This is a genomic window from Candidatus Thiodiazotropha sp. CDECU1 (assembly GCF_963455295.1).
Classification (GTDB): domain Bacteria; phylum Pseudomonadota; class Gammaproteobacteria; order Chromatiales; family Chromatiaceae; genus Thiodiazotropha.
This window is the reverse complement of sequence record NZ_OY734020.1, coordinates 571,776-596,920: the sequence shown is the minus strand read 5'-3', so window position 1 is coordinate 596,920 and position 25,145 is coordinate 571,776. Positions and strand designations below refer to the sequence as shown.

At 51.4% G+C, this 25,145-nt stretch carries 21 protein-coding genes, 5 tRNA genes and 1 other RNA gene; 10 read left to right on the top strand and 17 right to left on the bottom strand.

Annotated elements, in window-relative coordinates; genetic code table 11:
• The 13 genes from rpoB to R2K28_RS02580 form a co-directional block, all read right to left on the bottom strand.
• Window positions 1-4,077 (bottom strand): DNA-directed RNA polymerase subunit beta, encoded by a 4,077-nt coding sequence (rpoB, locus tag R2K28_RS02640; protein WP_316367864.1) that lies wholly within the window; start codon window positions 4,075-4,077, stop codon window positions 1-3.
• A 240-nt stretch (window positions 4,078-4,317) separates the two neighbouring features.
• Entirely contained in the window at window positions 4,318-4,698 is a 381-nt protein-coding gene (gene rplL / locus R2K28_RS02635) for a 50S ribosomal protein L7/L12 (RefSeq protein ID WP_116444827.1), read from the bottom strand.
• A gap of 55 nt (window positions 4,699-4,753) precedes the next feature.
• Entirely contained in the window at window positions 4,754-5,281 is a 528-nt protein-coding gene (gene rplJ / locus R2K28_RS02630; RefSeq protein ID WP_116444828.1) for a 50S ribosomal protein L10, read from the bottom strand.
• Window positions 5,282-5,527: 246 nt separating this feature from the next.
• Complete coding sequence (rplA, locus tag R2K28_RS02625) at window positions 5,528-6,223, bottom strand: 50S ribosomal protein L1 (RefSeq protein ID WP_316367863.1); 696 nt, start codon at window positions 6,221-6,223, stop codon at window positions 5,528-5,530.
• Window positions 6,224-6,225: 2 nt separating this feature from the next.
• A complete protein-coding gene (rplK, locus tag R2K28_RS02620; protein ID WP_116444830.1) occupies window positions 6,226-6,660 on the bottom strand; it encodes a 50S ribosomal protein L11 in 435 nt (144 codons plus the stop codon).
• A gap of 84 nt (window positions 6,661-6,744) precedes the next feature.
• A complete protein-coding gene (nusG, locus tag R2K28_RS02615) occupies window positions 6,745-7,278 on the bottom strand; it encodes a transcription termination/antitermination protein NusG (RefSeq protein ID WP_116444831.1) in 534 nt (177 codons plus the stop codon).
• Between the two features lie 9 nt (window positions 7,279-7,287).
• Entirely contained in the window at window positions 7,288-7,662 is a 375-nt protein-coding gene (gene secE / locus R2K28_RS02610; protein ID WP_316367862.1) for a preprotein translocase subunit SecE, read from the bottom strand.
• Window positions 7,663-7,683: 21 nt separating this feature from the next.
• Window positions 7,684-7,759, bottom strand: a tRNA-Trp gene (locus R2K28_RS02605).
• Between the two features lie 57 nt (window positions 7,760-7,816).
• Window positions 7,817-9,007: an elongation factor Tu gene (gene tuf / locus R2K28_RS02600; RefSeq protein ID WP_316367861.1), complete on the bottom strand. Its 1,191-nt coding sequence runs from the start codon at window positions 9,005-9,007 to the stop codon at window positions 7,817-7,819.
• A 65-nt stretch (window positions 9,008-9,072) separates the two neighbouring features.
• Window positions 9,073-9,148: transfer RNA gene (locus R2K28_RS02595), tRNA-Thr, on the bottom strand.
• A 119-nt stretch (window positions 9,149-9,267) separates the two neighbouring features.
• Window positions 9,268-9,341, bottom strand: a tRNA-Gly gene (locus tag R2K28_RS02590).
• 151 nt (window positions 9,342-9,492) lie between these two features.
• Window positions 9,493-9,632, bottom strand: a non-coding RNA gene (locus R2K28_RS02585) — RtT sRNA.
• Between the two features lie 50 nt (window positions 9,633-9,682).
• Window positions 9,683-9,767 (bottom strand) — tRNA-Tyr (locus R2K28_RS02580).
• A gap of 272 nt (window positions 9,768-10,039) precedes the next feature.
• On the opposite strand from R2K28_RS02580, the gene R2K28_RS02575 reads away from it, so the two are divergent.
• From R2K28_RS02575 to R2K28_RS02530, 10 genes are all read left to right on the top strand, one after another.
• Complete coding sequence (locus tag R2K28_RS02575; protein WP_316367860.1) at window positions 10,040-11,773, top strand: tetratricopeptide repeat protein; 1,734 nt, start codon at window positions 10,040-10,042, stop codon at window positions 11,771-11,773.
• Between the two features lie 19 nt (window positions 11,774-11,792).
• Window positions 11,793-12,647 carry a 4-(cytidine 5'-diphospho)-2-C-methyl-D-erythritol kinase gene (gene ispE, locus R2K28_RS02570; protein WP_316367859.1) on the top strand — a complete coding sequence of 285 codons (855 nt, stop codon included), beginning with the start codon at window positions 11,793-11,795 and terminating at the stop codon, window positions 12,645-12,647.
• A gap of 1 nt (window position 12,648) precedes the next feature.
• A tRNA-Gln gene (locus R2K28_RS02565) sits at window positions 12,649-12,723 on the top strand.
• 40 nt (window positions 12,724-12,763) lie between these two features.
• Window positions 12,764-13,717, top strand: coding sequence for a ribose-phosphate diphosphokinase (locus tag R2K28_RS02560; RefSeq protein ID WP_116444745.1), 954 nt, complete (start codon window positions 12,764-12,766; stop codon window positions 13,715-13,717).
• 241 nt (window positions 13,718-13,958) lie between these two features.
• Window positions 13,959-14,597: a 50S ribosomal protein L25/general stress protein Ctc gene (locus tag R2K28_RS02555; protein WP_316367858.1), complete on the top strand. Its 639-nt coding sequence runs from the start codon at window positions 13,959-13,961 to the stop codon at window positions 14,595-14,597.
• Window positions 14,598-14,695: 98 nt separating this feature from the next.
• Window positions 14,696-15,280: an aminoacyl-tRNA hydrolase gene (gene pth, locus R2K28_RS02550; RefSeq protein WP_316367857.1), complete on the top strand. Its 585-nt coding sequence runs from the start codon at window positions 14,696-14,698 to the stop codon at window positions 15,278-15,280.
• A 267-nt stretch (window positions 15,281-15,547) separates the two neighbouring features.
• Window positions 15,548-16,294, top strand: a complete 747-nt coding sequence (locus R2K28_RS02545) for an outer membrane lipoprotein-sorting protein (protein ID WP_116448798.1) — start codon at window positions 15,548-15,550, stop codon at window positions 16,292-16,294.
• A gap of 82 nt (window positions 16,295-16,376) precedes the next feature.
• A complete protein-coding gene (locus tag R2K28_RS02540) occupies window positions 16,377-17,621 on the top strand; it encodes an ABC transporter permease (protein ID WP_316367856.1) in 1,245 nt (414 codons plus the stop codon).
• The gene (locus tag R2K28_RS02535; protein ID WP_316367855.1) at window positions 17,614-18,864 is read left to right on the top strand and encodes an FtsX-like permease family protein; all 1,251 of its coding nucleotides are present in this window, start codon (window positions 17,614-17,616) and stop codon (window positions 18,862-18,864) included. Before R2K28_RS02540 ends, R2K28_RS02535 begins: the two co-directional genes overlap by 8 nt.
• Window positions 18,865-19,009: 145 nt before the next feature.
• Window positions 19,010-19,831: an ABC transporter ATP-binding protein gene (locus R2K28_RS02530; protein ID WP_316367854.1), complete on the top strand. Its 822-nt coding sequence runs from the start codon at window positions 19,010-19,012 to the stop codon at window positions 19,829-19,831.
• Between the two features lie 111 nt (window positions 19,832-19,942).
• Here R2K28_RS02530 and R2K28_RS02525 read toward each other — a convergent pair whose 3' ends face one another.
• From R2K28_RS02525 to R2K28_RS02510, 4 genes are all read right to left on the bottom strand, one after another.
• A complete protein-coding gene (locus R2K28_RS02525) occupies window positions 19,943-21,313 on the bottom strand; it encodes a PAS domain S-box protein (RefSeq protein ID WP_316367853.1) in 1,371 nt (456 codons plus the stop codon).
• A 122-nt stretch (window positions 21,314-21,435) separates the two neighbouring features.
• Window positions 21,436-22,941: a response regulator gene (locus tag R2K28_RS02520; RefSeq protein WP_316367852.1), complete on the bottom strand. Its 1,506-nt coding sequence runs from the start codon at window positions 22,939-22,941 to the stop codon at window positions 21,436-21,438.
• Window positions 22,942-22,947: 6 nt separating this feature from the next.
• A complete protein-coding gene (locus tag R2K28_RS02515) occupies window positions 22,948-23,898 on the bottom strand; it encodes a sensor histidine kinase (protein WP_316367851.1) in 951 nt (316 codons plus the stop codon).
• The gene (locus R2K28_RS02510; RefSeq protein ID WP_316367850.1) at window positions 23,899-24,690 is read right to left on the bottom strand and encodes an MBL fold metallo-hydrolase; all 792 of its coding nucleotides are present in this window, start codon (window positions 24,688-24,690) and stop codon (window positions 23,899-23,901) included. It lies immediately after the preceding gene.
• Between the last annotated feature and the right edge of the window lie 455 nt (window positions 24,691-25,145).

Here is a 25,145-nt window from a genome sequence, read left to right as displayed (position 1 = left end):
TCAGTCCTGTTCCAGTTCGATGTTGATGCCCAGCGAACGGATCTCTTTGACCAGTACGTTGAACGACTCGGGCATACCGGCTTCCATCTGATGATTACCATCGACGATGTTTTTGTACATGCGTGTACGACCGTTGACATCGTCCGACTTGACAGTAAGCATCTCCTGCAAGGTGTAGGCGGCACCGTAGGCCTCCAGCGCCCATACCTCCATTTCACCGAAACGCTGACCGCCAAACTGCGCCTTGCCGCCCAAGGGTTGCTGGGTCACCAGGCTGTACGGCCCGGTGGAACGGGCATGCATCTTGTCATCCACCAGGTGGTTCAGCTTGAGCATGTACATATAACCGACCGTGACCTCACGTTCGAACGAGTCACCGGTCCGGCCGTCGTATAACCTGCATTGACCACTCTCCGGCAATCCCGCCAGCTCCAACATATGCTTTACTTCGGATTCGTGTGCACCATCGAACACCGGGGTCGCCATCGGCACACCTTGTCTGAGGTTGTCACACATCGCCAACACCTCTGCATCGGTCAACGACTTTATATCCTCGGATTTACCGCTGCTGTTATAGACCTTATCGAGGAACTTACGCAGTTCCACAATCTTGCCCTGGGCATCCAACAGCGCGCCGATCTTGCGCCCCACACCCTTGGCCGCGAAGCCGAGATGGGTCTCGAGCACCTGTCCCACATTCATCCGCGAGGGTACGCCGAGGGGGTTGAGCACGATATCCACCGGTTCGCCATGCTCATCGAAAGGCATATCTTCAACCGGTACGATGGTGGAGATAACGCCCTTGTTACCATGGCGTCCAGCCATCTTATCTCCGGGCTGCACACGCCGCTTCAAGGCCACATAAACCTTGACCATCTTCAATACCCCAGGGGCGAGGTCATCCCCGGCGGTCAACTTACGTTTCTTCTCTTCATACTTGTCGCGGAACAGCTCGCGCTGCACCTTGATCTGCTCGGCGATAGCCTCCAGCTGGGCAGCCGATTCATCATTGCGCAGGCGAATCTCCAACCATTTGTCATGCTCCATCTCGGCCAGATAGCCCTTGGTGACCTTGGCGCCCGCCTTGATCTGGTTAGGGCCGCCGTCAACCACTTTGCCCATCAGCATCTTTTCCACACGCTGAAAGGTGTCATCTTCCATGATGCGCAACTGGTCATCCAGATCCTTGCGTACCCGGTCCAACTCGACCTGCTCAATCTGTAACGCCCGGGCATCCTTTTCAACGCCGTCGCGGGTAAACACCTGGACATCGATAACGGTTCCGACCATGCCGGAAGAAACACGCAACGAGGTGTCTTTTACGTCCGACGCCTTTTCACCGAATATGGCCCGCAGCAGCTTCTCTTCCGGGGTCAATTGGGACTCGCCTTTAGGGGTTACCTTACCGACCAGGATATCCCCTTCACGCACCTCGGCCCCGATGTAGACAATACCGGACTCATCCAGTTTGGAGAGCGCCGCTTCACCCACATTCGGGATATCACCAGTGATCTCTTCAGGACCAAGCTTGGTATCACGGGCCATACAGGTCATCTCTTCGATATGAATCGAAGTAAAACGATCCTCCTGCACGACACGCTCGGAGATAAGAATCGAATCCTCGAAGTTGTAGCCGTTCCAGGGCATGAAGGCGACGCGGAGATTCTGACCCAGTGCCAGCTCACCCATATCGGTAGAAGGACCATCGGCCAACACATCGCCCCGCGCGATTACATCCCTAACGTTCACCAGGGGTCGCTGGTTGATGCAGGTATTCTGATTTGAACGGGTATATTTGGTCAGGTTGTAGATATCCACACCCGGCTCACCCGCCTCGGTCTCATCGTCGTTGACCCGCACCACGATACGCGCCGCATCCACGGATTCGATCTCACCGCCGCGCTTGGCGACCACGGTAACACCCGAGTCGACCGCCACCACGCGCTCGATACCGGTTCCTACCAGGGGCTTTTCAGCCCTCAGTACGGGAACGGCCTGGCGTTGCATGTTGGAACCCATCAGCGCCCGGTTGGCATCATCATGCTCCAGGAATGGGATCAATGAAGCCGCTACAGAGACGATCTGCTTTGGCGAGACGTCAATGTATTGCACCTTATCCGGGCCGGAGAGGGTGAACTCATTCTGGAAACGGGATGAGACCAGCTCGTCCGTCAACTTACCCTTGCCGTCAAGCGATGCATTGGCCTGGGCGATAACGAAACGTCCCTCCTCGATTGCGGAGAGGTAGTCTATCTGATTGGTCACCTTGCCATCCACCACCTTACGGTAAGGGGTCTCCAGGAAACCGAACTTGTTGGTGCGCGCATACACCGCCAGCGAGTTGATCAGACCGATGTTCGGGCCCTCAGGCGTCTCGATGGGGCAGACACGACCGTAGTGGGTCGGATGTACATCACGCACCTCGAAGCCTGCTCGTTCGCGGGCGAGTCCACCTGGGCCGAGGGCTGAAACACGCCGCTTGTGGGTCACCTCGGAAAGCGGGTTGTTCTGATCCATGAACTGGGACAGCTGGCTGGAACCGAAAAACTCCTTGATTGCCGCGGAGACCGGTTTGGCGTTGATCATCTCCTGGGGCATCAAACCTTCAGATTCGGCCTGGGTCAAACGCTCTTTCACCGCTCGCTCGACACGCACCAGCCCGACACGGAACTGATTCTCGGCCATCTCACCAACACAGCGTATACGACGGTTACCCAGGTGATCGATATCATCCACAACACCGTTACCGTCACGGATATTGATCAACTCCTTCAGCACATCGATGATGTCATCTTTCGATAGCACACCTTCGCCAATCTCATCCTCTCGACTCAGACGGCGGTTGAATTTCATGCGGCCGACGGCTGAGAGATCGTAGCGATCCGAAGTGAAAAACAGGTTGTTGAACAGATTCTGCGCCGCTTCCTTAGTCGGCGGCTCACCAGGACGCATCATGCGGTAGATCTCGACCTGGGCCTCCAGCTCATTGGTGGTAGGATCGATGCGCAGAGTATCGGACAGGAATGATCCGTGATCCAGGTCATTGGTGAAGAGCGTATTCAGCTTCTTCACACCGTTCTCGACCAGGGACTCAAACAACTCATCGGTGATCTCGGTATTCGCCTCAGCGATCAGCTCACCTGTCTCCTTATCAACGATATTGTGTGCCAGGACCTTGCCGTAGACGAAATCCCGAGGCACATCCAGCTTCTTCACACCTGCCTTTTCAAGATCGCGGATGTGGCGCGCAGTAATGCGCCTTCCGGCTTCGACGATGACCTTGCTGCTTACCTTGATGTCAAAACTGACGGTTTCACCACGCAAACGCTCTGGTACCAGATCGACTTTCAGGGTTTTTTTGGTGATGCTGAAGGTGTCTGTCTCGAAAAACATTTCGAGAATCTGTTCGGCATCGAAACCCAGCGCACGCAACAGAATGGTCGCGGGCAGTTTGCGCCGGCGATCGATGCGCACAAAGACGTTGTCCTTTGGATCGAATTCGAAGTCGAGCCATGAGCCACGATAAGGTATGACCCGGGCAGAAAAGAGTAGCTTGCCCGAGGAGTGGGTCTTGCCGCGATCATGATCGAAGAAGACACCTGGAGAGCGGTGCAACTGTGACACGATGACCCGTTCGGTGCCATTGATCACGAAGGTGCCGGTGTCGGTCATCAGGGGAAGCTCTCCCATATAGACCTCTTGTTCACGGATATCCTTAACCACCTTGGAACCGGCAGGGGCCTCCTTATCATAGATAACGAGACGCACCAGCACACGCAGAGGTGCCGCGTAGGTTGTACCTCGCAGTTGGCACTCCCGAACATCGAATACGGGCTCACCAAGCTTGTAGTTAACATACTCGAGAACTGCATTGCCCGAATAACTGGTAATCGGCATCACAGACTTGAACGCCGCATGCAACCCGATGTCCTGTCGCTCTTCAGGTGGTACCCCATCCTGTAAAAACCCGCGATAGGAATCAATCTGGGTGGCTAACAGAAACGGTACATCCAGGATGCTGGGTCGTTTACCGAAGTCTTTGCGGATACGCTTTTTTTCGGTGAAAGAATAGGCCATGCTGCCGTCCCTCTGTGTCAAAGGCTTGGTGATTGCGAAGTCAAAATCCGACATCCAGCCGGTTGATGAGCAACGCCTATATATTCTAAATCCTGAATCATTTTCAGTTCAGGTGAGCGAGGGTTCAGTGATTCCCGAGTATCGGGACCGCCAAACACCCGCGTGACAAGCGGGAAAAGGCCGGTGGCTCGCGCCACCAGCCCCAACCGCACCTGTATGCAGACGATCGAGACGAGAATCTTATTTGATCTCGGCTTTGGCGCCCGCCTCTTCCAACTGCTTTTTGGCCTCTTCAGCCTCTTCCTTGCTGACACCTTCCTTCAGCGTGGACGGTGCACCTTCGACCGCCTCCTTCGCCTCTTTGAGGCCCAGACCGGTCATGCCGCGAACAGCCTTGATGACAGCGATCTTGTTACCGCCGATCTCAGCCAATACCACGTCGAACTCAGTCTTCTCTTCCGCAGCGGCTTCACCGCCACCAGCTGCCGCAACCGGTGCAGCAGCCACGGCCGCAGCCGCGGAAACACCAAATTTCTCTTCCATCGCCTCGATCAGCGCGACCACGTCCATGACGGACATCTCGGCGATTGCGTCGAGGATCTCTTCTTTAGAAACAGCCATTATTGAACTCCTGAAAAAATTGTTTGCACGTTTAGGTGTATAAAGTTAAAGCCGATCAAGCCGCCTCTTTGGCATCCTTGATCGCAGCCACAGTCCGGACCAGCTTGCCAGGCACTTCGTTCATAGTGCGAGCCAGCTTCTCAACCGGTGCCTTCATGACGGCCATCAGCATGCTGATTGCCTGATCATAGGTCGGCATCGTGGCCAGGGCATCGATGTCACCGGGGGCAAGTAACTTGCCGCCGATAGATACCATTTTGACCTCGAGAAGTTTGTGCTCTTTGGCAAAGTCCTTAATGACGCGCGCTGCTGAACCCGGATCCTCCTGGGAGAAGGCGAGGACCAAAGGCCCTGTCATACCCTCCTGCATACAGGCAAAATCCGTATCATCGAGAGCGCGTTTGGCGAGGGTATTTCTTACTACCCGCAGATAGACACCACCGTTGCGCGCATCACGCCGCAACTGGGTCATCTGTTCAACCGTCAGCCCACGATATTCAGCGGCTATTGCTGACAGCGCACTGCTCGCTACGTCATTGACTTCGGCAACGATGGCTTTCTTTTGCTCAAGATTTAGTGGCAAAGTCGTTACCTCCTGAAAAAGGGAAATATTTCATTCCCAACACACATGACACCTTGGGTGTCATAAACACACGCACACCATCACCAGGAAATTCCTGATTGGGGGCGCTCCGTCTGCGCAGGCGGTGATTAAGCATATCCAAGCATGCACCTGCGGTCTTTGACAGCACCGGCCAGGCCGGCACCCCAAAGTTCTAGTTCGCTGCAAGGCACCCCAAGCGAGATACCTGGCAGCATAAAATTGCTATCAAATGGCAAGGGACGCCTGATCGAGGGTCAATCCAGGTCCCATGGTCGAAGAGACAGTCACCTTTTTCAGATAGACACCCTTTGCCGAGCTCGGTTTCGCCTTAACCAGCGCAACCAACAGGGACTCCAGGTTCTCTTTCAATTTCTGCGGTTCGAAATCGGCCTTGCCGATGGAACAGTGAATAATCCCCGCCTTGTCGGTGCGGTAACGCACCTGGCCGGCCTTCGCATTCTTCACCGCTTCAGCCACATTCGGCGTAACAGTGCCGACCTTGGGGTTAGGCATCAGGCCACGCGGACCCAGAATCTGTCCCAACTTCCCAACCACGCGCATCGCATCCGGAGAAGCGATCACTACGTCGAAATCCATATTGCCGCCCTTGATCTCCTCAGCCAGATCCTCAAACCCGATCTTGTCGGCACCGGCCTCTTTGGCGGCATCAGCATTCGCACCCTGGGCAAACACAGCCACCCTCACTGTCTTCCCCGTACCGTGAGGCAGCACCGAGGCGCCGCGCACCACCTGATCCGATTTTCGCGCATCGATACCCAGGTTGACGCTGACATCAACGGACTCGCTGAACTTAACCGTCGACAGTTCTTTGATAAGACCGAAAGCCTCATCTGCTGGATAGAGCTTACCGGCTTCGAGCTTTTCCTGGATTACCTTGGCCCTTTTCGTCATCTTAGCCATGATCAATCTACCCCCTCGACATTGAGACCCATTTGCATGGCGCTGCCAGCGATGGTGCGTACCGCCGCATCCATATCCGCAGCTGTCAGGTCCGGCATCTTGGTGGTGGCGATCTCTTCCAGCTGCTGACGGGTTACCGTGCCAACCTTGGTTGTATTGGGCGTAGAGCTGCCTTTCTGCAGTCCCGCAGCCTTTTTCAACAGCACCGCAGCGGGTGGAGTCTTGGTAATGAAGGTGAAAGAGCGATCGTTGTAGACGGTGATGACCACCGGAATCGGCAACCCCTTCTCCACACTCTGGGTCTTTGCATTGAAGGCCTTACAGAACTCCATGATATTGACGCCATGCTGACCCAGGGCAGGACCGACAGGCGGACTCGGATTTGCTTCACCAGCCTTCACTTGAAGCTTGATGTAAGCCATTATCTTCTTAGCCATGTTTACCTCTATCTTGGGTACAAACGCATGGGACTCTCACCCAGGCTCCCCATAGTTTCACTATCAAAAAAACTGTTTGGGCGCTTAGCCCTTCTCAACCTGACCGAATTCCAGGTCCACCGGGGTTGAGCGGCCGAATATAAGGACTGACACCTTCAGACGGCTCTTGTCGTAATCGACCTCTTCGACCACACCGGTGAAATCGTTGAAAGGCCCATCGATGACACGTACCACTTCGCCGGGTTCGAACAAAACCTTCGGCCGGGGTTTTTCGACCCCCTCCTGTACCCGCTGCAGTATGGAATTGGCCTCCTTCTCGGAGATCGGCGCAGGACGATCGCCCGTACCACCGATGAATCCCATCACTTTCGGCACATCCTTGACCAGATGCCAGGTATCGTCGGTCATCTCCATCTGCACCAGCACATAACCAGGGAAGAACTTACGTTCACTTTTACGCTGCTGGCCGGCGCGCATCTCCACCACCTCTTCGGTAGGGACCAGGATGTCGCCGAATTTATCCTCCATGCCATAACGCTCGATGCGCTCCTTGAGTGAACGCTGGACCTGGGATTCAAAGCCGGAGTAGGCATGGACCACGTACCAATGCATTGCCATAACGTCTCCTTATCCAGTTCCGGTCAGCGCCTTGAGGATTGCGCCCAACATCATATCGAACAGCCAGAGCACGATACCCATGATCAGCACCATGACAAACACAATCAAGGTGGTCTGCATCGTCTCTTGCCGGCTAGGCCATACAACCTTTCGCACCTCGACCTTGGAGGAGGTGGCAAAATCCCATACGGTCCTACCTACCGCCGTCTGATAGGCGATAAACGAGGATACGCCCACCAGGGCCAACAGACCCAGGACACGCAAGAGTTGTGAGTAGTCATCCAGGTAATAGAACCCGTATATTCCACCCACAATGATCCCCACTGCCAGCAGCAGCTTGACAGTATCGAGACTCGATGCCTCTACCTGGGACTTAGAATTCATAGTTCCGTATGCCGATTTGTATGGCAGGCCAAGAGGGAATCGAACCCCCAACCTGCGGTTTTGGAGACCGCTGCTCTACCAATTGAGCTATTGGCCTTAAAATAGTAAAAGCGGGACGGGCCTTCGACCCGCCCCGCAGACTTCAATACCGATCTTACTCGATAATTTTGGATACCACACCGGCACCCACGGTCCGGCCGCCTTCGCGGATCGCAAAGCGCAGACCCTCTTCCATCGCGATCGGCGCAATCAGTTTCACTACCATCTTCACGTTGTCACCGGGCATCACCATCTCCACTCCCTCCGGCAGGTCGCAGGCACCCGTCACGTCGGTGGTTCGGAAATAGAACTGCGGACGGTAGTTGCTGAAGAACGGCGTATGACGGCCGCCCTCGTCCTTGCTCAATACATACACCTCACACTCAAAATGGGTGTGCGGCGTGATCGAACCAGGATGCGCCAGTACCTGGCCTCGCTCCACCTCGTCTCGCTTGGTGCCACGCAGCAGCACCCCAACGTTATCTCCCGCCTCGCCCTGATCCAGCAGCTTGCGGAACATCTCAACACCGGTACAGGTGGTCTTGGTCGTCTCTTTGATGCCGACGATCTCGATCTCTTCACCCACCTTCACCACGCCACGCTCCACACGACCGGTCACCACCGTGCCCCGGCCCGAGATCGAGAACACGTCCTCGATCGGCATCAGGAACGCACCGTCTACCGCTCGCTCCGGCTCCGGTATATAGGTGTCCAGCGCCTCTACCAGCTTGTCGATCGACTGGCTGCCAATCTCCGAGGTGTCACCTTCCAGCGCCTTCAGCGCCGAACCCACCACGATCGGGGTATCGTCACCGGGAAATTCGTAGCTGTCGAGCAGCTCGCGCACTTCCATCTCCACCAGCTCCAGCAGCTCCTCGTCGTCCACCATGTCCGCCTTGTTCAGGTAGACCACGATGTAGGGAACGCCGACCTGGCGCGACAGCAGGATGTGCTCACGCGTCTGGGGCATCGGGCCGTCAGCCGCCGAAACCACCAGAATCGCGCCGTCCATCTGCGCCGCACCCGTGATCATGTTCTTCACGTAGTCAGCATGGCCCGGGCAGTCCACGTGCGCATAGTGACGCGTCTCCGACTCGTACTCCACGTGTGAGGTCGCGATGGTAATACCACGCTCCTTCTCCTCCGGTGCATTGTCGATCTGGTCAAATGCACGTTGCTCGCCGCCAAACTTGGCAGCTTGGACTACTGTGATGGCCGCCGTCAGCGTGGTCTTGCCGTGGTCTACATGACCAATCGTGCCCACATTGACATGCGGCTTTGTGCGTTCGAATTTTTCCTTGGACATGAGTGCTCTCCAGGTTCTCTATTGTATAAAGATAAATTCACGCGCTTCCGCACGCCGTCGTCAAATGGAGCCCAGAAGCAGATTTGAACTGCCGACCTCACCCTTACCAAGGGTGTGCTCTACCAACTGAGCTATCTGGGCAAAATTCACCGATCAATCCCTTGCCACCCTCAGGGGCAAGCCCGCCGGGATCACAACGAACGGTAGCGCTGCAACCACAGCACTACCGCCACCTGTACAATCAAGTACAGAATCATTTTTGGAGCGGGTGATGGGAATCGAACCCACGTATTCAGCTTGGAAGGCTGAAGTTCTACCATTGAACTACACCCGCGCAGCCAAGCGACGCTTCGCTCACCACAACCGCTAACCTAAAATTACCTAACCTTCGTCGAACCTCTTATCGGTTCGCATCCTCCCCCTATAATTAGACTGGAGAATGTTTCGAGATGTCCGGCTTTCACCACCACTTTCCCGATTTCACCTGGTGGAGGGGGGGAGGATTACTCCAAGCCTCTGGCTTTCCGCCCTCCGGGCCAACGCGCCTTGCGCGTTGTTCGAAGTCGCTTTCAGCGCCTTCGTCGAACCTCTTATCGGTTCGCATCCTCCCCCTATGACTAGACTGGAGAATGCTTCGAGATGTCCGGCTTTCACCACCACTTTCCCGATTTCACCTGGTGGAGGGGGGAGGATTCGAACCTCCGAAGGCTGAGCCGTCAGATTTACAGTCTGATCCCTTTGGCCACTCGGGAACCCCTCCAAGCGAGAGCCGGGCATTCTGACGCCTAGACCGTGCAAAGTCAATACAACATTCCAAACATTTTTTTGTCTATTGCATATGCCCGAAATCGCCTCACCATGACACTGGCGAAAGATAGTTGGAACCAGATCGCGCATGAGTATCCGGCTTGGCAACCTAGCCCTGTCGGCTGATGCGCATCATACTAGGCTTTGCCGGCTCAGATTTACGGCGCCCCAGGTGTGAGAGAACACTTGCAGTAAGCGCTAATTACCTTTATTACTACTAGACATATGCATATCAACCAGCAAATTAAGCATCTTCTAATTTTACCGAGCCTCCTGCTCTCCGCTTGCGCCAACAATCCGACAAGCACATCGGGGCTCCCGGTCACGCCAGAAGGTGGGAAGCAACAGACACTACAGACCCAAAGTTCAGATGGACTCAGCGGGGATCTGATCTACAACACCCTTACCGGCGAGATCGCCGCCCAGCGAGGCCATAGCAAACTTGCCTTTGAACATGCACTCCAGGCTGCCAAAGAGTCTCGAGACGAGAGTGCGGCCGAGCGCGCAACCGGCCTGGGTCTGCAGGCAAATATGCCGGAGGCAGCACTCGCTGCAGCTACCCTATGGGTTGAAATTTCACCAGACTCGCTTAAGGCACACCAAATCGCCTCTGTCCTGTATATCCGCAAAAGCGACCTGGGTCAGGCTGTTAAGCAGCTGCAGCAAGTGGTGAAGATTGCAAACAGCCAGGGGCTGTCAGGCTATCTCCAGGCAGCAGCCATTGCTGAAAAATCCGGCGCGCCCGATCAGGCGCTGCTGATTATGCAGCAATTAGTCGAAGAAGAGAGTCAAGACCCGAAGGCACTCTATGCACTCGCCTTGACTGCCAATCGCGCCAAACAACACAATCTCGCCCTCGATTACGTCAACCGCTCCCTGGCACTCAACCCGGCATCCACCCAAAGTCTGGTCCTGAAAACGCAAACCATCATCGCAATGCAACAAAAGGAGCAGGGACTGGAATTTATCCAGCAGGCCTATCTCAATGCCCCGGAAAACACCCAACTCGGAAAGGCGTACGCCAGAATCTTGCTTGAGATGGATAAGACGGAAGAGGCACTCGACGTTTATCAGTCTCTCTACGAACAGGACCCCGATGACATCGATATCGCATTCTCACTTGGCATCATCAACCTGCAGCTGGAGCGCTTAGACGACGCTAAAGTCTACCTGAAGAGACTTGTCGAGAAGCGGCAGAAGCGCAATCAAGCCAGTTTTTACCTGGGTATGATTGCCGAGGAGGAGAAGAAACCTGAGCAGGCATTGGGCTGGTACAGCCGGGTGGAGGGGAAGAATCTTGTCGATGCACAGATACGCATCGCAAAAATCCTGGCTGACCAGGGAAACCTTGATCAGGCCCGTGAAACGCTACAACGTCTGCGTATCACCCAGAGCGCGCATGAGGTTAAATTCTATATCATTGAAGCCGAACTGCTGCGCGGAGCGAATGATTTCGAATCCGCCCACCAGGTCTATACCAAGGCCCTGGATATTTTTGAGGACAATAACGATCTACTCTATGCCCGGGGATTGAATGCAGCCGATCTGAAACGGATCGATCTACTGGAGAATGATCTGCGAAAAATCCTCGCCTCCCAGCCCGACCACGCCGATGCACTGAATGCTCTGGGTTATACCCTGGCCGACCAAACCAACCGACTGGACGAGGCTAAGGGCTATATTCAACAAGCCCTGGCATTGAAACCGGAAAGCCCCGCCATTCTTGATAGTATGGGCTGGGTGGAGTACCGGATGGGCAACCTGGAAGCGGCCTTGGAGTTTCTCAATAAGGCCGCCGAAATCAGCCCCGATGCTGAAATCGCCTCCCATTTGGGTGAGGTGCTATGGCAATTGGGCCAAAAAGAGCGCGCTATCCAGGTATGGAATGAAGCCAATGAGCGCGATCCCGACAACCGGTTTATCAACCCGGTCATGAACCGTTTGGGCGCCGCCAACTGATTCCATGTCGGGATGCAGTATGGCTGACGAAAATCTGGCCTTCCCCGCTCCCGCGAAGCTGAACCTGATGTTACGCATCACCGGCAGGCGCAGTGACGGCTACCACCAATTGCAAACCGTGTTCCAGTTTCTCGATCTTCATGACCGGATCCGCTTCAAACGGCGCAATGACAACCAAATCATCCTGCATGACGATTTAAGCGGTGTCTCACCGGCGGACAACCTCTGCTATCGCGCAGCCCGGCAACTGCAATCCGCAGGCGGCTCAGATCAAGGCGTTGAAATCAAACTCGAAAAGCGCCTCCCCATGGGAGGCGGGCTTGGCGGGGGCAGCTCGGATGCGGCGACCACATTGCTGGTTCTCAATCAACTTTGGGGCCTTGCTCTCAAACAGCCTGAATTAAAACAGATCGCCCTGACCCTCGGCGCCGATGTGCCGATTTTCATCCATGGTCATGCAGCATGGGCTGAAGGGGTAGGTGAGGAGTTGACCGATATCGATCTCCCGGAGAAGTGGTACCTGGTGTTACAGCCTGCATGCCACGTCTCCACTGCAGAGATCTTCAACCAGCCTGATTTGACACGCCACTCCCCCCGGATCAAAATACGCGCCTTTCTGCAGGGCGATTGTCAGAATGACTGTCTGCCCGTTGTACGCAGACGCCACCCAGAAGTGGCGCAAGCACTGGATTGGCTGAACCAGTTCGCAGATGCCCGACTTACCGGCACCGGCGCCTGTGTGTTCGCCGCCTTTGCTGATCAGCAGTCGGCTCGCGCCCTGCTTCAGAAAAAGCCCGCGAGCCTTAATGGTTTTGTTGCGCGCGGAATTAACCATTCCCCGCTATTGGGGTTACTCCAACCCGAACTGAGTTAATTGGGGCGTCGCCAAGCGGTAAGGCACTGGGTTTTGATCCCAGCATTCGTAGGTTCGAATCCTGCCGCCCCAGCCAATTCATTGCTAAACACTGTTTGACAAAGGGGATCAAAACCATGTCCGCCACCGCCATGATGGTCTTCTCCGGGAATGCCAATCCTGAACTGAGCGATGAAATCGTAGATCACCTCAGCCTGCCGCTCGGAAAAATGCAGGTTGGTCGCTTCAGCGACGGTGAAGTCATGGCTGAGATCCATGAAAATGTCCGTGGCCGTGATGTGTTTATCGTTCAGCCCACCTCTGCGCCCACCAATGAGAATCTGATGGAGCTGCTGGTCATGATCGATGCCATGCGCTGGTCATCGGCCAAGCGCATCACCGCGGTGATCCCCTACTTCGGTTATGCACGACAGGATCGGCGCCCCCGCTCCGCGCGAGTGCCGATCACTGCCCGACTGGCAGCCAAAATGATAGGCGCCGCAGGCGCTGACCGGGTCTTGACCGTGGACCTGCATGCCGATCAGATCCAGGGCTTCTTCGATATACCGGTTGACAATGTCTATGCATCGCCGATTTTACTTGGTGACGTATGGCGTCAGAAACATCCGGATATTGTGGTCGTCTCCCCCGATGTGGGGGGTGTGGTGAGAGCACGCGCATTGGCGAAACGACTCGACGATGCGGAACTGGCCATCATCGACAAACGTCGTCCCAGACCCAATGAAGCCAAGGTGATGAATATCATCGGCAATGTGGAAGGACGCAGTTGTATTCTTATCGATGACCTGGTCGATACCGCGGGCACCCTCTGTCAGGCTGCCACTGCCCTGAAAGAGCATGGTGCTGCCAAGGTTGTAGCCTACTGCACGCACCCTGTACTCTCCGGACCTGCCGTTGCCAATCTCAGCAATTCCCAACTCGATGAGCTGGTGGTAACCAATACCATCCCCCTCTCCGATGCGGCTAAGCTGTGCACGCCAATACGTCAGGTAAGTATTGCTGAACTGCTTGCGGAGACCATGCGGCGCATCTCCAACGAGGAGTCCGTCAGCTCGCTCTTCATCGACTGATCTGCTCCGCTCACCTGGCCAGGCTTGAGTCTATGACCCACACCGGGCGAGCCCGCTATCCGGCCCTGGAATCTCAGCAGTCGCAAACCGGATAGCAATTGACAGGTTTCAGCATTGGGGCTGGAAAAATTAACCAATCCTGGTAGAATCGCGCGTCCGCTGTGATTCAGCGAGTGTGTGCCTATTTGGTCGCGAAACGGCGCATCCATGTTCAAGTAACCTAACAGATACGGAGACTGCCATGTCTGCCAATTTTGAAATTAATGCTCAACCACGGAACGACTCAGGGAAAGGTGCGAGCCGCCGCCTGCGTCGTACCGGCCTGGTACCAGGAATCGTTTATGGCGCCCATAAGGAGCCGACAATGATCAGTGTACCGCATAACGAACTGGTTCATTCGCTGGAGAATGAGGGGTTCTATGCCAACCTTTTAAGCTTGAAACTGGGCAAAAAGAAGGAGACCGTGGTGCTCAAGGATCTGCAGCGCCACCCTGCCAAACCTTTTCTGCTGCATGTTGACTTTCAACGTGTACAAGCTGATGAAAAGATCCGCCTGCATATCCCGCTCCACTTTATCAACGAATCGATCTCCCCCGGCATCAAATCTGGCGGCCAGGCTAGTCACGTCATGAGTGACATGGAGATCACCTGTCTGCCGAAGGATCTGCCCGAGTTCATCGAGATCGATATGGCAAACCTGGAGATGGGCGCTATCCTGCATGCCTCGGAAGTGACCCTTCCCGACGGTGTCACTTTGATCACCCACGAAGGTAACGAGGATCCGATCGTTGTCACCATTCACACTGCCCACACCACCGAAGTCGAACCGACTGAAGAGGAAGAAGGGCCCGAGGAACCTGGCGAGGAACCCGAGGAGTAGTTTGAATCCCAGGGGGGTTGGTTTTAGCCCCCTTGCCCTTCACTGCTGGCAGCCTATCCTGCCGGGTTTGAGCAAAGGACCGGGCAAGCGAGTCTATAGTGGTACACCACCCCATCAAACTCATCGTCGGCCTGGGGAATCCCAGGCCGGAGCATGAAGAGACCCGCCACAACGCAGGATTCTGGTTTGTGGACAGACTGGCTCAACAGCTGCACCAACCCTTTCGCAACGAGTCTCGCCACCATGGGCTGGTATGTAAATCGATTATCGCCGGCGAAGAGATACGCCTCTTAAAGCCGAAAACCTATATGAACAGAAGTGGTCAGGCGGTATCCAGTCTGGCCAACTATTTCCGCATTGCTCCGGACGAAATCCTGGTGGTACATGATGAACTTGACCTGGAACCGGGTCAGGTACGCCTCAAAACCGGCGGCGGTCATGCTGGTCACAACGGCTTGAGGGACATCATGAGCGCCCTGGGCAGCAGGGACTTCCATCGCCTGCGCATCGGTATAGACCACCCAAATGACCGCAATCTGGTTGTGAATTATGTCTTGGGACGCCCCTCAAAAAGTGATCGCGAGGCGATCGACAGCGCCATCGAGGAGGCCATTGACTGTCTCGACGAGATCGTAAAAGGGGAGTTGCAGAAGGTGATGAATCGATTGCACGGCAGTCGTTAAATCCCCGTTCATCTGCCACCAGTCGATACTCCAAACACCTGCCACCCTATCCATGGTTCGTTGAAACAGGATTTTACAAATCCGATGGATCCACGCGGAGCATGGATGACTCATGTAATATTCTTTCTTTACAAAGAGTTAAGACACCCATTCAGCAGTTGAGGGATTCGGTATGGTTAAAGCTTGCTGGGGTTTGACTGGCAATATATTAACAAGTGCTTATAATCTAACTATCTAAATATCCGACTTCGGGAGTGCGTTTTTTTCATGAAAGGATTAATTCAGGCTTTCTGGATCTTGATCATCTGCAGCAGCGGGAGCATGGCGGATGAAACCGAGCAGGAAGCTGTCGATCTGCTGAGAAAGACCGAAGCGCTGATGCGCTCCAGCGGTACCGTCGCTGAGTATCAGGTTGATATCATTCGACCTGACTGGCAGCGTAATATGTCATTTCGCAGTCACGATGATATAAAAAATAACCGCTTTCGCATGGAAATACTCTCGCCCCGCAAGACCAAGGGCACCATCTACCTGAAGGTCAACAATATCCTCTCCATGTATCTGCCCAAGCTTCGCAGACAGATCAATATCTCACCGGCAATGATGCAGGATCCCTGGATGGGTTCTGACTTCAATAACCAAGACCTGTTGGAGACAGATTCGCTCATCAATCAGTACAGTCACCGTATCGTTCAGCGTGAAGAAGTTGATGGACAAGCGGTTATGACCATCGAATCAACACCCTCTGCAACAGCCAAGGTAACCTGGAAACGATTGCTGCAGCGCATTCGTGCCGATGGAATCCCACTGGTAATGGAATATCAATGTGAAAAAAGGGCAAACCGACGCATGACCTTTGATCAGATCAAGGAGATGGGAGGACGTCTCATTCCAACCCGTTGGACCATGACCCCCCTTGACCAATCGGGTAAAAGCACTGTCATCAGCTTGAGGTCAATCCAATTCAATGTCCCACTGGCAGACGATATATTTGATCCTGCCAAGGGAAAATAACCCTAAATTGCAGTTACTGTATAAAAGGAAAATGTTTTATCCTTGAGTATACGGTTTACTTTTGTAACTTCCCGGGAAGCAGATGAACCAACCGAGCTCAACAGTCATTCATACTATCCTGACTGTGGCATTGAGAAATCTGCTCGTACATCGACGCCGTACCTTCTTGACCGTCGGAGCCATTGCGGTAGGCCTGGCCTCACTGATCTTTCTATGGGGATTCAATGATGGGCTGCATCGCAATATGCTCGGTAACTTTCAAAAAGCCATTGTTGGCTCCATCCAGATCCACCATGAGGGGTTTTTTCAACATCCTGAACTGTCAAAGGCAATCACCAATCCGCAAAGAGTCATCGATGCTTTGCAACAGGCAGGTGTATCTCAATACAGCATGCGTCTTGAGAGCTTCGGTCTTGCCGCATCGGACGCCACTACCCAGGGCGTGATGTTGATCGGCATGGATCCTTTGCATGAGGGACGGGTTACCGAAATCTCAAAACGGATTGGCATCGGCCGTTTCCTGGCACCCGAAGATGAGTATGTGCTGATTCTGGGCGCCACCACCGCCACCAACCTGCAAGTCAAGCTTGGCGATGAGGTGATCATCATCGGTTACGACCGCTATGGCGCCATGGTTGCAGAGTCTCTTACCTTGATAGGCATCATCACTAGCGGGGAAATGGGATTGGACAAGGGCATGGCGATCACCAGCCTTGCAACGCTGCAGGAGATGGTGGATTTAACCGACAGGATAACTACCGTTGTCATAAACAGTGATGAAAAACGGATTCCCTCACTGGTATCCGAACTGGAACAGGCCCTCCAGGACGACACCCTTGAAGTTATGCCTTGGTATACCATGTTTCCTGTTATGAAGGAGTGGGTGACGCTGCATAATGGCTTTCTATACCTTTTTCTCGGGGTGGTGCTATTTATCGTTCTCGCCGGGGAGCTCAACACCATGCTAATTTCAATGCTGGAGAGGACCAGGGAGTTCGGCGTGTTAATGGCGATCGGAACCACCGGCTATCAAATAGCCGGTATACTCCTGATTGAGGCCATAGTGATAGGTTTAGTCGGTATAATATTCGGCATTCTTCTGGGGTATGCCGTCGTATTGTTCACTGGACTCTATGGTATCGATCTTTCGATTCTGCTCGGATCCACTTCTCGATTCTACGTCGACCCGTTGATCTATCCCCAGCTCAAACTCGATCACCTGGGCATCACCAGTGGCGTGATTCTTCTCGCCTCGATGCTGGCTGGAATCTACCCTGCCTGGCGCGCCAGTCTGCTGCAACCTGTCGAAGCGATAAGAAATGGCTGAATCCCATCACCTCGGTCTACTCACCTATCTGCAGTTGGCGATGCGCAATCTTGTACGCAATCGACGTCGCACCCTGATCACTTTGCTTACCATGAGCTTCGGTATAGCCACACTGACCCTGCTTAGTGCCTTGAACGATGGCTGGCTGAGTCAAATGAAGACTAATTTCATTCTCAGCTATACCGGACATCTACAGATCCACGCCAGGGGTTTTGAAGCATCGCAAAACCTCAATGACAGGATTAAGGAACCGGAACAGATTTCCAGACTGATGCAGAGTTATGCGGAAGTTGTGGGCTGGACCCAGCGCATTCGCACCTCGGGTCTGGCTTCTGTGGGTGGCAGCAGCGCGGGTGTACAGATCATGGCAGCCGATCCCGAACAGGAGACATGGGTCACTTCCATGGATCAGCGTGTAGCGGAAGGTATATGGCTGAGACCAGGTATGAGCCACGATCTGATACTTGGTCGTACTATCGCGCAAAATTTGGGCGCGGACCTCGGTGACAGGGTCATCCTGATGGTACAGCGCCTGAACGGTGAGATGGTATCAGAGGTCTTTTATCTGCGTGGAATCCTCGAGACAGGCGCACCACAGATTGATAGAAGCCTGGCCCTGATTACCCTCAACAGTGCGCAACACTGGCTACAGATGGGTGACTCTATCACTGATATCGTCATTCGCGCCGATAGGCATGAGCATACCGACAACCTGTATCGGCTGTTTGCACAACAGCTTTCCGGGCGTAAATATGAAATCATGCAGTGGCAGGAACTGGACCCCATGGTAAAGCAGTGGCTTGAATTTAGTGATGCCTATGGTTTTATTGTCTTGCTGGTTGTTATCATCCTGGTACTGATTGAGATTCTGAACACCATGCTTATATCGCTGCATGAGCGACAAAAGGAACTGGGAGTCATCGTTGCGATCGGCACCATGAGATCACAAGTATTCTTCATGCTGTTGCTGGAAGCCGTCATGCTGATATTTTTTGGTGCGATATTAGGTTATATCGCGGGTAGTGCCTTCGTCTACTCGCTAGCCGACACCGGGATAAACCTGACACGTTTCACGAATGCGTTTGAGTTTTTCTATATGGATCCAGTCATACATCCAAAGTTGACCCAGGAGTCTGCAGTAAAAATACTGGGCGCCACACTTATTGCAGCACTGTTTGCAGGCCTCTATCCGGCATGGAGAGCCACACGTTTATCACTCAGTAATGCATTACGCATACAATAAACTGTGATACCGTGATTTCGATGCACATGCAGCCAAAGAACACTACAAATCTAAAAACAAGATTACCTTGTTTTTTATGAACCGATTGGTGTGAATTACCTTGTCATTTCCTTAACTTTTTATCCACAAAACACTCAGTTAACTCATGTCAAACGAACAGGACGCATTAATAATCAGCACCCATAACCTGCATAAATGCTACTGGGTAGGAACAATGCCATTTCCAGCGCTCCATGGCATCAATCTCGATATCAAATCCGGTGAGTTTGCTGTTGTTGCAGGGCGGTCCGGTTCAGGCAAGAGTACACTACTGAATATCATAGGCGCATTGGAAACTGCTGATAGTGGAAGTGTTACTGTTCTAGGGCAGGATATTCTCAACATGAACAGAGATCAACGCACACAATTTCGCTTGCGCAATATTGGCTTTGTATTTCAGGCCTATAATCTCATTCGCGTGCTTACCGCTCGAGAAAACGTCGCTTATGTCTGTCAATTACAGGGTAAGAGCCGCAGTGAAAGCTTGGATATTGCTAATCACTGGTTACATAAAGTTGAAATTGGCCATCTTGGGTATCGCCGGCCGGATCAACTATCCGGCGGCCAACAACAACGTGTTGCTGTTGCCCGTGCGCTTGCCTCAAGTCCCAAGCTGATACTTGCCGATGAACCTACGGCAAATCTTGACAGCATCACCGGCAGACACTTAATTCACTTGATGCATGAATTAAACCAACGACTTGGTACAACATTTCTAATTTCTTCACACGACCCAGACGTCAAACGGGCCGCTGGTCGTCTGATTAAATTGACTGATGGACAGATAGTTGATTCCTGGGACGAGGTACCAAAGCCTCCTCAAGCATTGGCATCAAGTTGCCCGGCCAGTCATCTACCGCTAATGGCTCGCCTGAAAAAGTTACTGCATGAAAGAAGTAAGGCCCGCGCCAGGAAAAGAAATATTTAAAACCAGTACCTGGTATAATTCATGAACCAAGCAAAATGTAAGCTGGTTTAATACGTTTATTAATATATATATCGTACAGAGCCTATGCTCATGCTGTGCCTCTATCAGTCCTTACTCTTCATGATATTGTCTACAAATCGCCGTGAACAACCAGTGGTCCGCTATCTGTTTCGCACCTATGCAGATCTCGATTTTAATGGGTATTCCATCTTTCATTATACCGGTGACGCGGCCCGGTTTTCCAACGAACCTGCCAACACCTGATTCGATAAAGTTCAGGATATGAAGATCATGGTATTCGCGATCCGGTGACGTCATCAACATGTTTACCTTTTGCCCGATTATCTCATCCCCGTGGTAACCAAACATTTTGCAGGCAGCAGGATTGAAGGTTTCTATAATACCACGTTCATTAATTGTAATAATCGCATCAAATGCACTGTTTACGATTTCACTGATCCTCTCCTCTTTTTCATGTAATTGCCGTTGAGCATCAATCCTGTACATCCTAGCGCGACTCAATAACAGCGCCACAATACCCCAGATTAGTATCAAAACAGCATTCACGGTAAAATATTGTTTGGCTAATTTATTGGCAGGTACTTCGAGTACACTATTTGGTATAAAACTTACAAGTTTCCATTGAACTCCCTGTTCTACGATTTTATCGTTATTCGCTATTTTTTCATGGACTATCCCCCCTGACAGTCTTTCTGGTGATACGGTAGAAAAACTGAACAAACCATTAGCTGTTGTGAACTGACCAGAACTTGCATGTGCAATTTGCTTCCAGGCATCGGGGTAGCGATTCGATATCTTAAGTTGCTTTTTTTCAGGAAACATAAAACCCCACTCATCTTCTGCCGTTTCTCCTTTTAACCAATATCCTTCATTATTGAGCAGCATAAAATGATGTGAAGATGAGCGGTCTTTCTGGTCCAGTAAAGATACCAGCTTTTCTGCTAGATAGTTGATTATAACAATTCCATGCTTGTCACCTGCTTTGTCAAAGATAGGTGTTGCAAATCTAACCATCGGCTTGAAGGGCTGCTCGATGTTACCGTGTTCTATGTTTAGGTCCATCGGAGAAACAAAGATCTCTTCTCGTACCTTCATCATAGTGTTTTTGAAGTAATACCTCCCACCCTTGTTTTGCAGCTTCTCTGGTGGAACAATTTCCCCCTCACCGTATCGATTGTTCACCCTGATCACTTCTTTACCCTCTTCATTGAGGTATCTGATCTGGTCAAACTGCTGCTTTTCTTCAAGCATTGATTTGAAAATCAGTGCCACCCTTTCAGCGCTCCTATTTATCTCCGGTTGTATTACCAGTTGTTGAAGATCTTCAACGGAGGCAAGAAACATGAGGTCTTTAATGGCACTTTCAAGCAGATGTTCGAATACGGTTTCACTCTGATAGAGATTCAGCATTTCCGACTGTTTAACAAGCATTCTCTTGCTATCAACTTCATTGATAAACATCCAAATGGATATACTCGATAGAAGTATGATCGGCGGTATAAATAGTACAGCAAAGATACCAACGTATTTACGAACAAGAGAATGTGTCACTTTGATATTCCAGTATTTGATCAAGGTGTTATTTACAGTACAGCCTTCTTTATAAGCCGAAAAAATGCGTCCACAACATCTGGATCGAAGTGTTTCCCCCGCTCACTTCCTATCAGCTCCAATACCTCCTCACTCGGCCAGGCATCTTTATATGGTCTTTCATTGGAAAGTGCATCATAAACATCGGCCAACGCAGTAATTCTGCCACTAAGCGGTATGTCGTCTCCGACAAGGCCATTAGGATAGCCTGATCCGTCATAGCGCTCATGATGTGTTCTTGCGATCTCGCTGGCCAATTTCAAATGGCCATGCCCAGCAAGTATTTTCTCACCGTTAAGTGTATGCAATTTTATTGTATCGAACTCTTCATTAGTCAGCTTTCCCGGTTTTTGCAACACGCTGTCGGGCACTGACAGTTTGCCGATATCGTGCAGAGTCGCTGCCTGTCCCATCTGAATCGCCTCTTCCTTGCTTATACCGAGTTCCTGGGCGAGCATACTGGTTATCAATTCAATTCTTCTGATATGTTCTCCCGTGTTTTCATCCTTATATTCAGAGGCAACGGCCAACAGATTTATAGTCTCCTGATGTTCTCTTGATATCAGTTCAAACAGGTCGATATTCTTGAATGCGGAACTCGCCTGCATCGACAGAATGTTCAGCAATCGCTTGGCATGTTCACTGATATGACCTAGATTTTCCAGCAATATGGCGGCAACGATCTCATTTTTATCCTTTATCGGTATGGCAAAAGTACCCTCTTCCACATTGAATACACCTTGGATACTGTCGAGCTGAGGATGGAGCCTGTGCAGCATTACAGCAATCTTCTCTTCATCCTCCTCCCAATTCCCCTGATTGTTTATTCCATAACAAATCTTGTATTCACCATCCTCCGTTACCGGATAAGCGATGAATCCAGAGAGCGAATCCACTTTACTGCGCCCTTCGGAGATGCCTAACAAATCGATAATGGCATTCAATATGGAACGAAAAAAGTCTTCAAGTGAGGTGATTTTGAATATCGCTGGCGCAGCTTGAACGATATATTCCAATGATCTTTTCTGGCTGTTCAGTGCAGTGATAAACTCGTAGGACTTGAGTCCCATGCGTACAGATGTATATAGCTTTTCCTGTGTGAGTTCAGTTTTCTCCTTATAATCATTGATATCGTAGTGATCGATTACATATCGCTCAGGCGCATACCCCGGTTGCCCAGTACGCAGAATTATCCGCATATGGTTGTTGCCCAGAACATTCCTCACATACTCGACAACTTCGAAACCCGCGTTCTCGGTTTCCATCACTACATCAAGCAAAACGATTGCTATATCACGTTCCTTACGTGCTGTTTCCATCGCTTCCTGAGCCGAATAAGCGGAGATGAAACTGAGTTTGCGCCCCTTATAATCAAAGTGCTTCAGCGCCAGTTCTGTAACCTGATGCACACTCTCATCGTCGTCAACAATAAGTATTTTCCAACCTATTTCAGAAAGCCTTTTCTTTTTTGATTTTTTTGCAAAAAATAGTTTAGCCATCGCTTGTTATTCCAATGCTTCCACCACTAACGAAATATTAAAACGACTCCCCTCTCCAGGTTTGCTTTGAACCTCAATCTCGCCGCCAAAGCGCTGTGCAACTAGATTATAGACAATATTGAGTCCAAGACCGCTACCACCCCTATCCCGTGCCGTTGTGATAAATGGTTGAAAAATTGTATCTTTCAACGCCGCATCCATACCCTTGCCATAATCCTCAACCAATAGGTTCAGAAGATTACCTTGTTGTTCGATTTTAATATGAACGACCCCAGGTTCTTGTGGCTTATATGCGTGATTAATCACATTAGAAAGAAGGTTGTTTAATATTTGCGATAGTGATCCAGGATAGGTCTTTACGATCAGTTGTTGTGGGCAATCGAGATCCACTTGAATCTTTGTTTTCTTTAACTGGTTCTTAAATGTACGAATTATGTCTCGGAGGTATTCACATACATCAAACTGCCGTATATCGTCGAAATTCTGATCAACCGATATCATCTTGAAGCTGCTGATCAACCTTGCTGCCTGATCGAGGCCCGACTTGGCTAGATACATCGACTCATGAACAGTTTCAAAGAACGTATCCATGTCACTTTCAGAAAGCTCTTCCTCCTCATACAACTTTTTCAACTGCCTGACCTCTTCATTGCAGGCAGAAATCGAAGTCATGGCTACACCAATCGGCGTGTTCACCTCATGTGCCACACCGGCCACGAGCGATCCCAATGCTGCAAATTTCTCCTTTTCAATTAACTGCTGCTGCATTGCTTTCAACATTTTGAGATCTTTCTCGATTAATTGTTTACTCTTCTTTAACTCTAAATCCTTCTGTTTAAGAATCGAGAGTGCATCCTGATAACGTTTACGGACGAGATTGCTTTGACGTGACGATTCCTTAAACAGCTTCAGTTGCTGTTCAAGTGCCTCGATTCTGTTGTCGGTGCCACTGACCATTTACGTTGTTAAATACGGATACATAATATCAGTACCACATACCAGAGAATTCAAATAGCGTAACGCATGATCAACATTATTCGAATCAATAATTGAACCGTGTTGCGGCAATACAGCATTGATCTGATACTTGCGGATTTTTTCAATATAACCGCGGCAAGCGATATTCGAGGCCATATAATCCACATGAAATAGATCCAAGACCGACTCATGCGCTTCAAAATCATCTACAATCAAGCGCCATTCAAGCTGAATGGCTGCCCATATATCCCCGGAAAACAAAAAACCGCTCGATTCATCGAAACTGGTGAATGCACCAGCAAAATGTAGATAGGGTGCCTCGGTAAAATTGATCCTCTTACCGCTTTTGAAAGTGAATGCAGGTTCTTCGACCACGTCGTACCAGTGATACTCACCGACTCCATAGTACGGCAAAAGGACTTGCGTTCGCGGTGTAGTAAAGATCGACATCTTCGGATTTACTTCCAGCCACTGCGGCATTGATGCCGCCACATCAGGATCCTGATGGCAGATAATCAGACCACTGACCATTTCAGGATCCAATACCTGGGCTACACGTTCCCTGGTCTTCTCGAAGTATGCCTGATGTCCCGGATCAACAATCAATGCTTCATCGCCGGACTTAATCAGATAGATATTGCTTCGAAACGCAGTGTGCTCCGGAATACCCAACCAGTAGATTTCGTGTACTTCATCGCAATAAAGAAGCACAGGGTTCTCAGTATCCGGATCAACATCCTGGTATTTCGCAATTTGATTCCCTTTCATCATTCAACCTTGTATTGCTGTCCAAACAGATTGGTTACGCACCATTCGCTGCAGATTGTCAACATATCCCCAGTACTGTTGTCGGCTAACCGAAAATTCACTGAAGCAGAAATAGTCGATTTATTCACAAGCAATACCGATAAATTTCAAAAATACTAGATTTGGGGCTATTTCAGGCTTCATGCAGGGATGCATTGGGTTTCACCACCCTTACACTCTCATGGCTGGGGGCAATATGCACCGACCTGTAACCCACTTTGGACTCATTCCAGCGAAACTGACTGATACCTATAAATGTCTGATCAATCGGGTGATGGAGCTTTAAGGTTAGTAGGCATAACAACTTTCACCTATCCGTGACATCCATATCACTAAGAACGAAGGGTATAAATCGTAACTCTGGAGTCTGTAGACGATCTCTACGGAAATAGCCGAAATGGATAAAAATCATCGCCTTT

What these genes read in the sequence shown, in the direction of transcription:
- ispE (WP_316367859.1), top strand. Translation starts at nt 11,793, where the DNA reads ATGGCTGACGAAAATCTGGCCTTCCCCGCTCCCGCGAAGCTGAACCTG.
- R2K28_RS02540 (WP_316367856.1), top strand. Translation starts at nt 16,377, where the DNA reads ATGAACCAACCGAGCTCAACAGTCATTCATACTATCCTGACTGTGGCA.
- tuf (WP_316367861.1), bottom strand. Translation starts at nt 9,007, where the DNA reads ATGTCCAAGGAAAAATTCGAACGCACAAAGCCGCATGTCAATGTGGGC.
- rplK (WP_116444830.1), bottom strand. Translation starts at nt 6,660, where the DNA reads ATGGCTAAGAAGATAATGGCTTACATCAAGCTTCAAGTGAAGGCTGGT.
- rplA (WP_316367863.1), bottom strand. Translation starts at nt 6,223, where the DNA reads ATGGCTAAGATGACGAAAAGGGCCAAGGTAATCCAGGAAAAGCTCGAA.
- R2K28_RS02575 (WP_316367860.1), top strand. Translation starts at nt 10,040, where the DNA reads ATGCATATCAACCAGCAAATTAAGCATCTTCTAATTTTACCGAGCCTC.
- R2K28_RS02530 (WP_316367854.1), top strand. Translation starts at nt 19,010, where the DNA reads ATGTCAAACGAACAGGACGCATTAATAATCAGCACCCATAACCTGCAT.
- R2K28_RS02545 (WP_116448798.1), top strand. Translation starts at nt 15,548, where the DNA reads ATGAAAGGATTAATTCAGGCTTTCTGGATCTTGATCATCTGCAGCAGC.
- nusG (WP_116444831.1), bottom strand. Translation starts at nt 7,278, where the DNA reads ATGGCAATGCATTGGTACGTGGTCCATGCCTACTCCGGCTTTGAATCC.
- secE (WP_316367862.1), bottom strand. Translation starts at nt 7,662, where the DNA reads ATGAATTCTAAGTCCCAGGTAGAGGCATCGAGTCTCGATACTGTCAAG.
- rpoB (WP_316367864.1), bottom strand. Translation starts at nt 4,077, where the DNA reads ATGGCCTATTCTTTCACCGAAAAAAAGCGTATCCGCAAAGACTTCGGT.
- R2K28_RS02510 (WP_316367850.1), bottom strand. Translation starts at nt 24,690, where the DNA reads ATGATGAAAGGGAATCAAATTGCGAAATACCAGGATGTTGATCCGGAT.
- R2K28_RS02560 (WP_116444745.1), top strand. Translation starts at nt 12,764, where the DNA reads ATGTCCGCCACCGCCATGATGGTCTTCTCCGGGAATGCCAATCCTGAA.
- rplL (WP_116444827.1), bottom strand. Translation starts at nt 4,698, where the DNA reads ATGGCTGTTTCTAAAGAAGAGATCCTCGACGCAATCGCCGAGATGTCC.
- R2K28_RS02525 (WP_316367853.1), bottom strand. Translation starts at nt 21,313, where the DNA reads ATGTTTATCAATGAAGTTGATAGCAAGAGAATGCTTGTTAAACAGTCG.
- R2K28_RS02520 (WP_316367852.1), bottom strand. Translation starts at nt 22,941, where the DNA reads ATGGCTAAACTATTTTTTGCAAAAAAATCAAAAAAGAAAAGGCTTTCT.
- R2K28_RS02555 (WP_316367858.1), top strand. Translation starts at nt 13,959, where the DNA reads ATGTCTGCCAATTTTGAAATTAATGCTCAACCACGGAACGACTCAGGG.
- R2K28_RS02535 (WP_316367855.1), top strand. Translation starts at nt 17,614, where the DNA reads ATGGCTGAATCCCATCACCTCGGTCTACTCACCTATCTGCAGTTGGCG.
- R2K28_RS02515 (WP_316367851.1), bottom strand. Translation starts at nt 23,898, where the DNA reads ATGGTCAGTGGCACCGACAACAGAATCGAGGCACTTGAACAGCAACTG.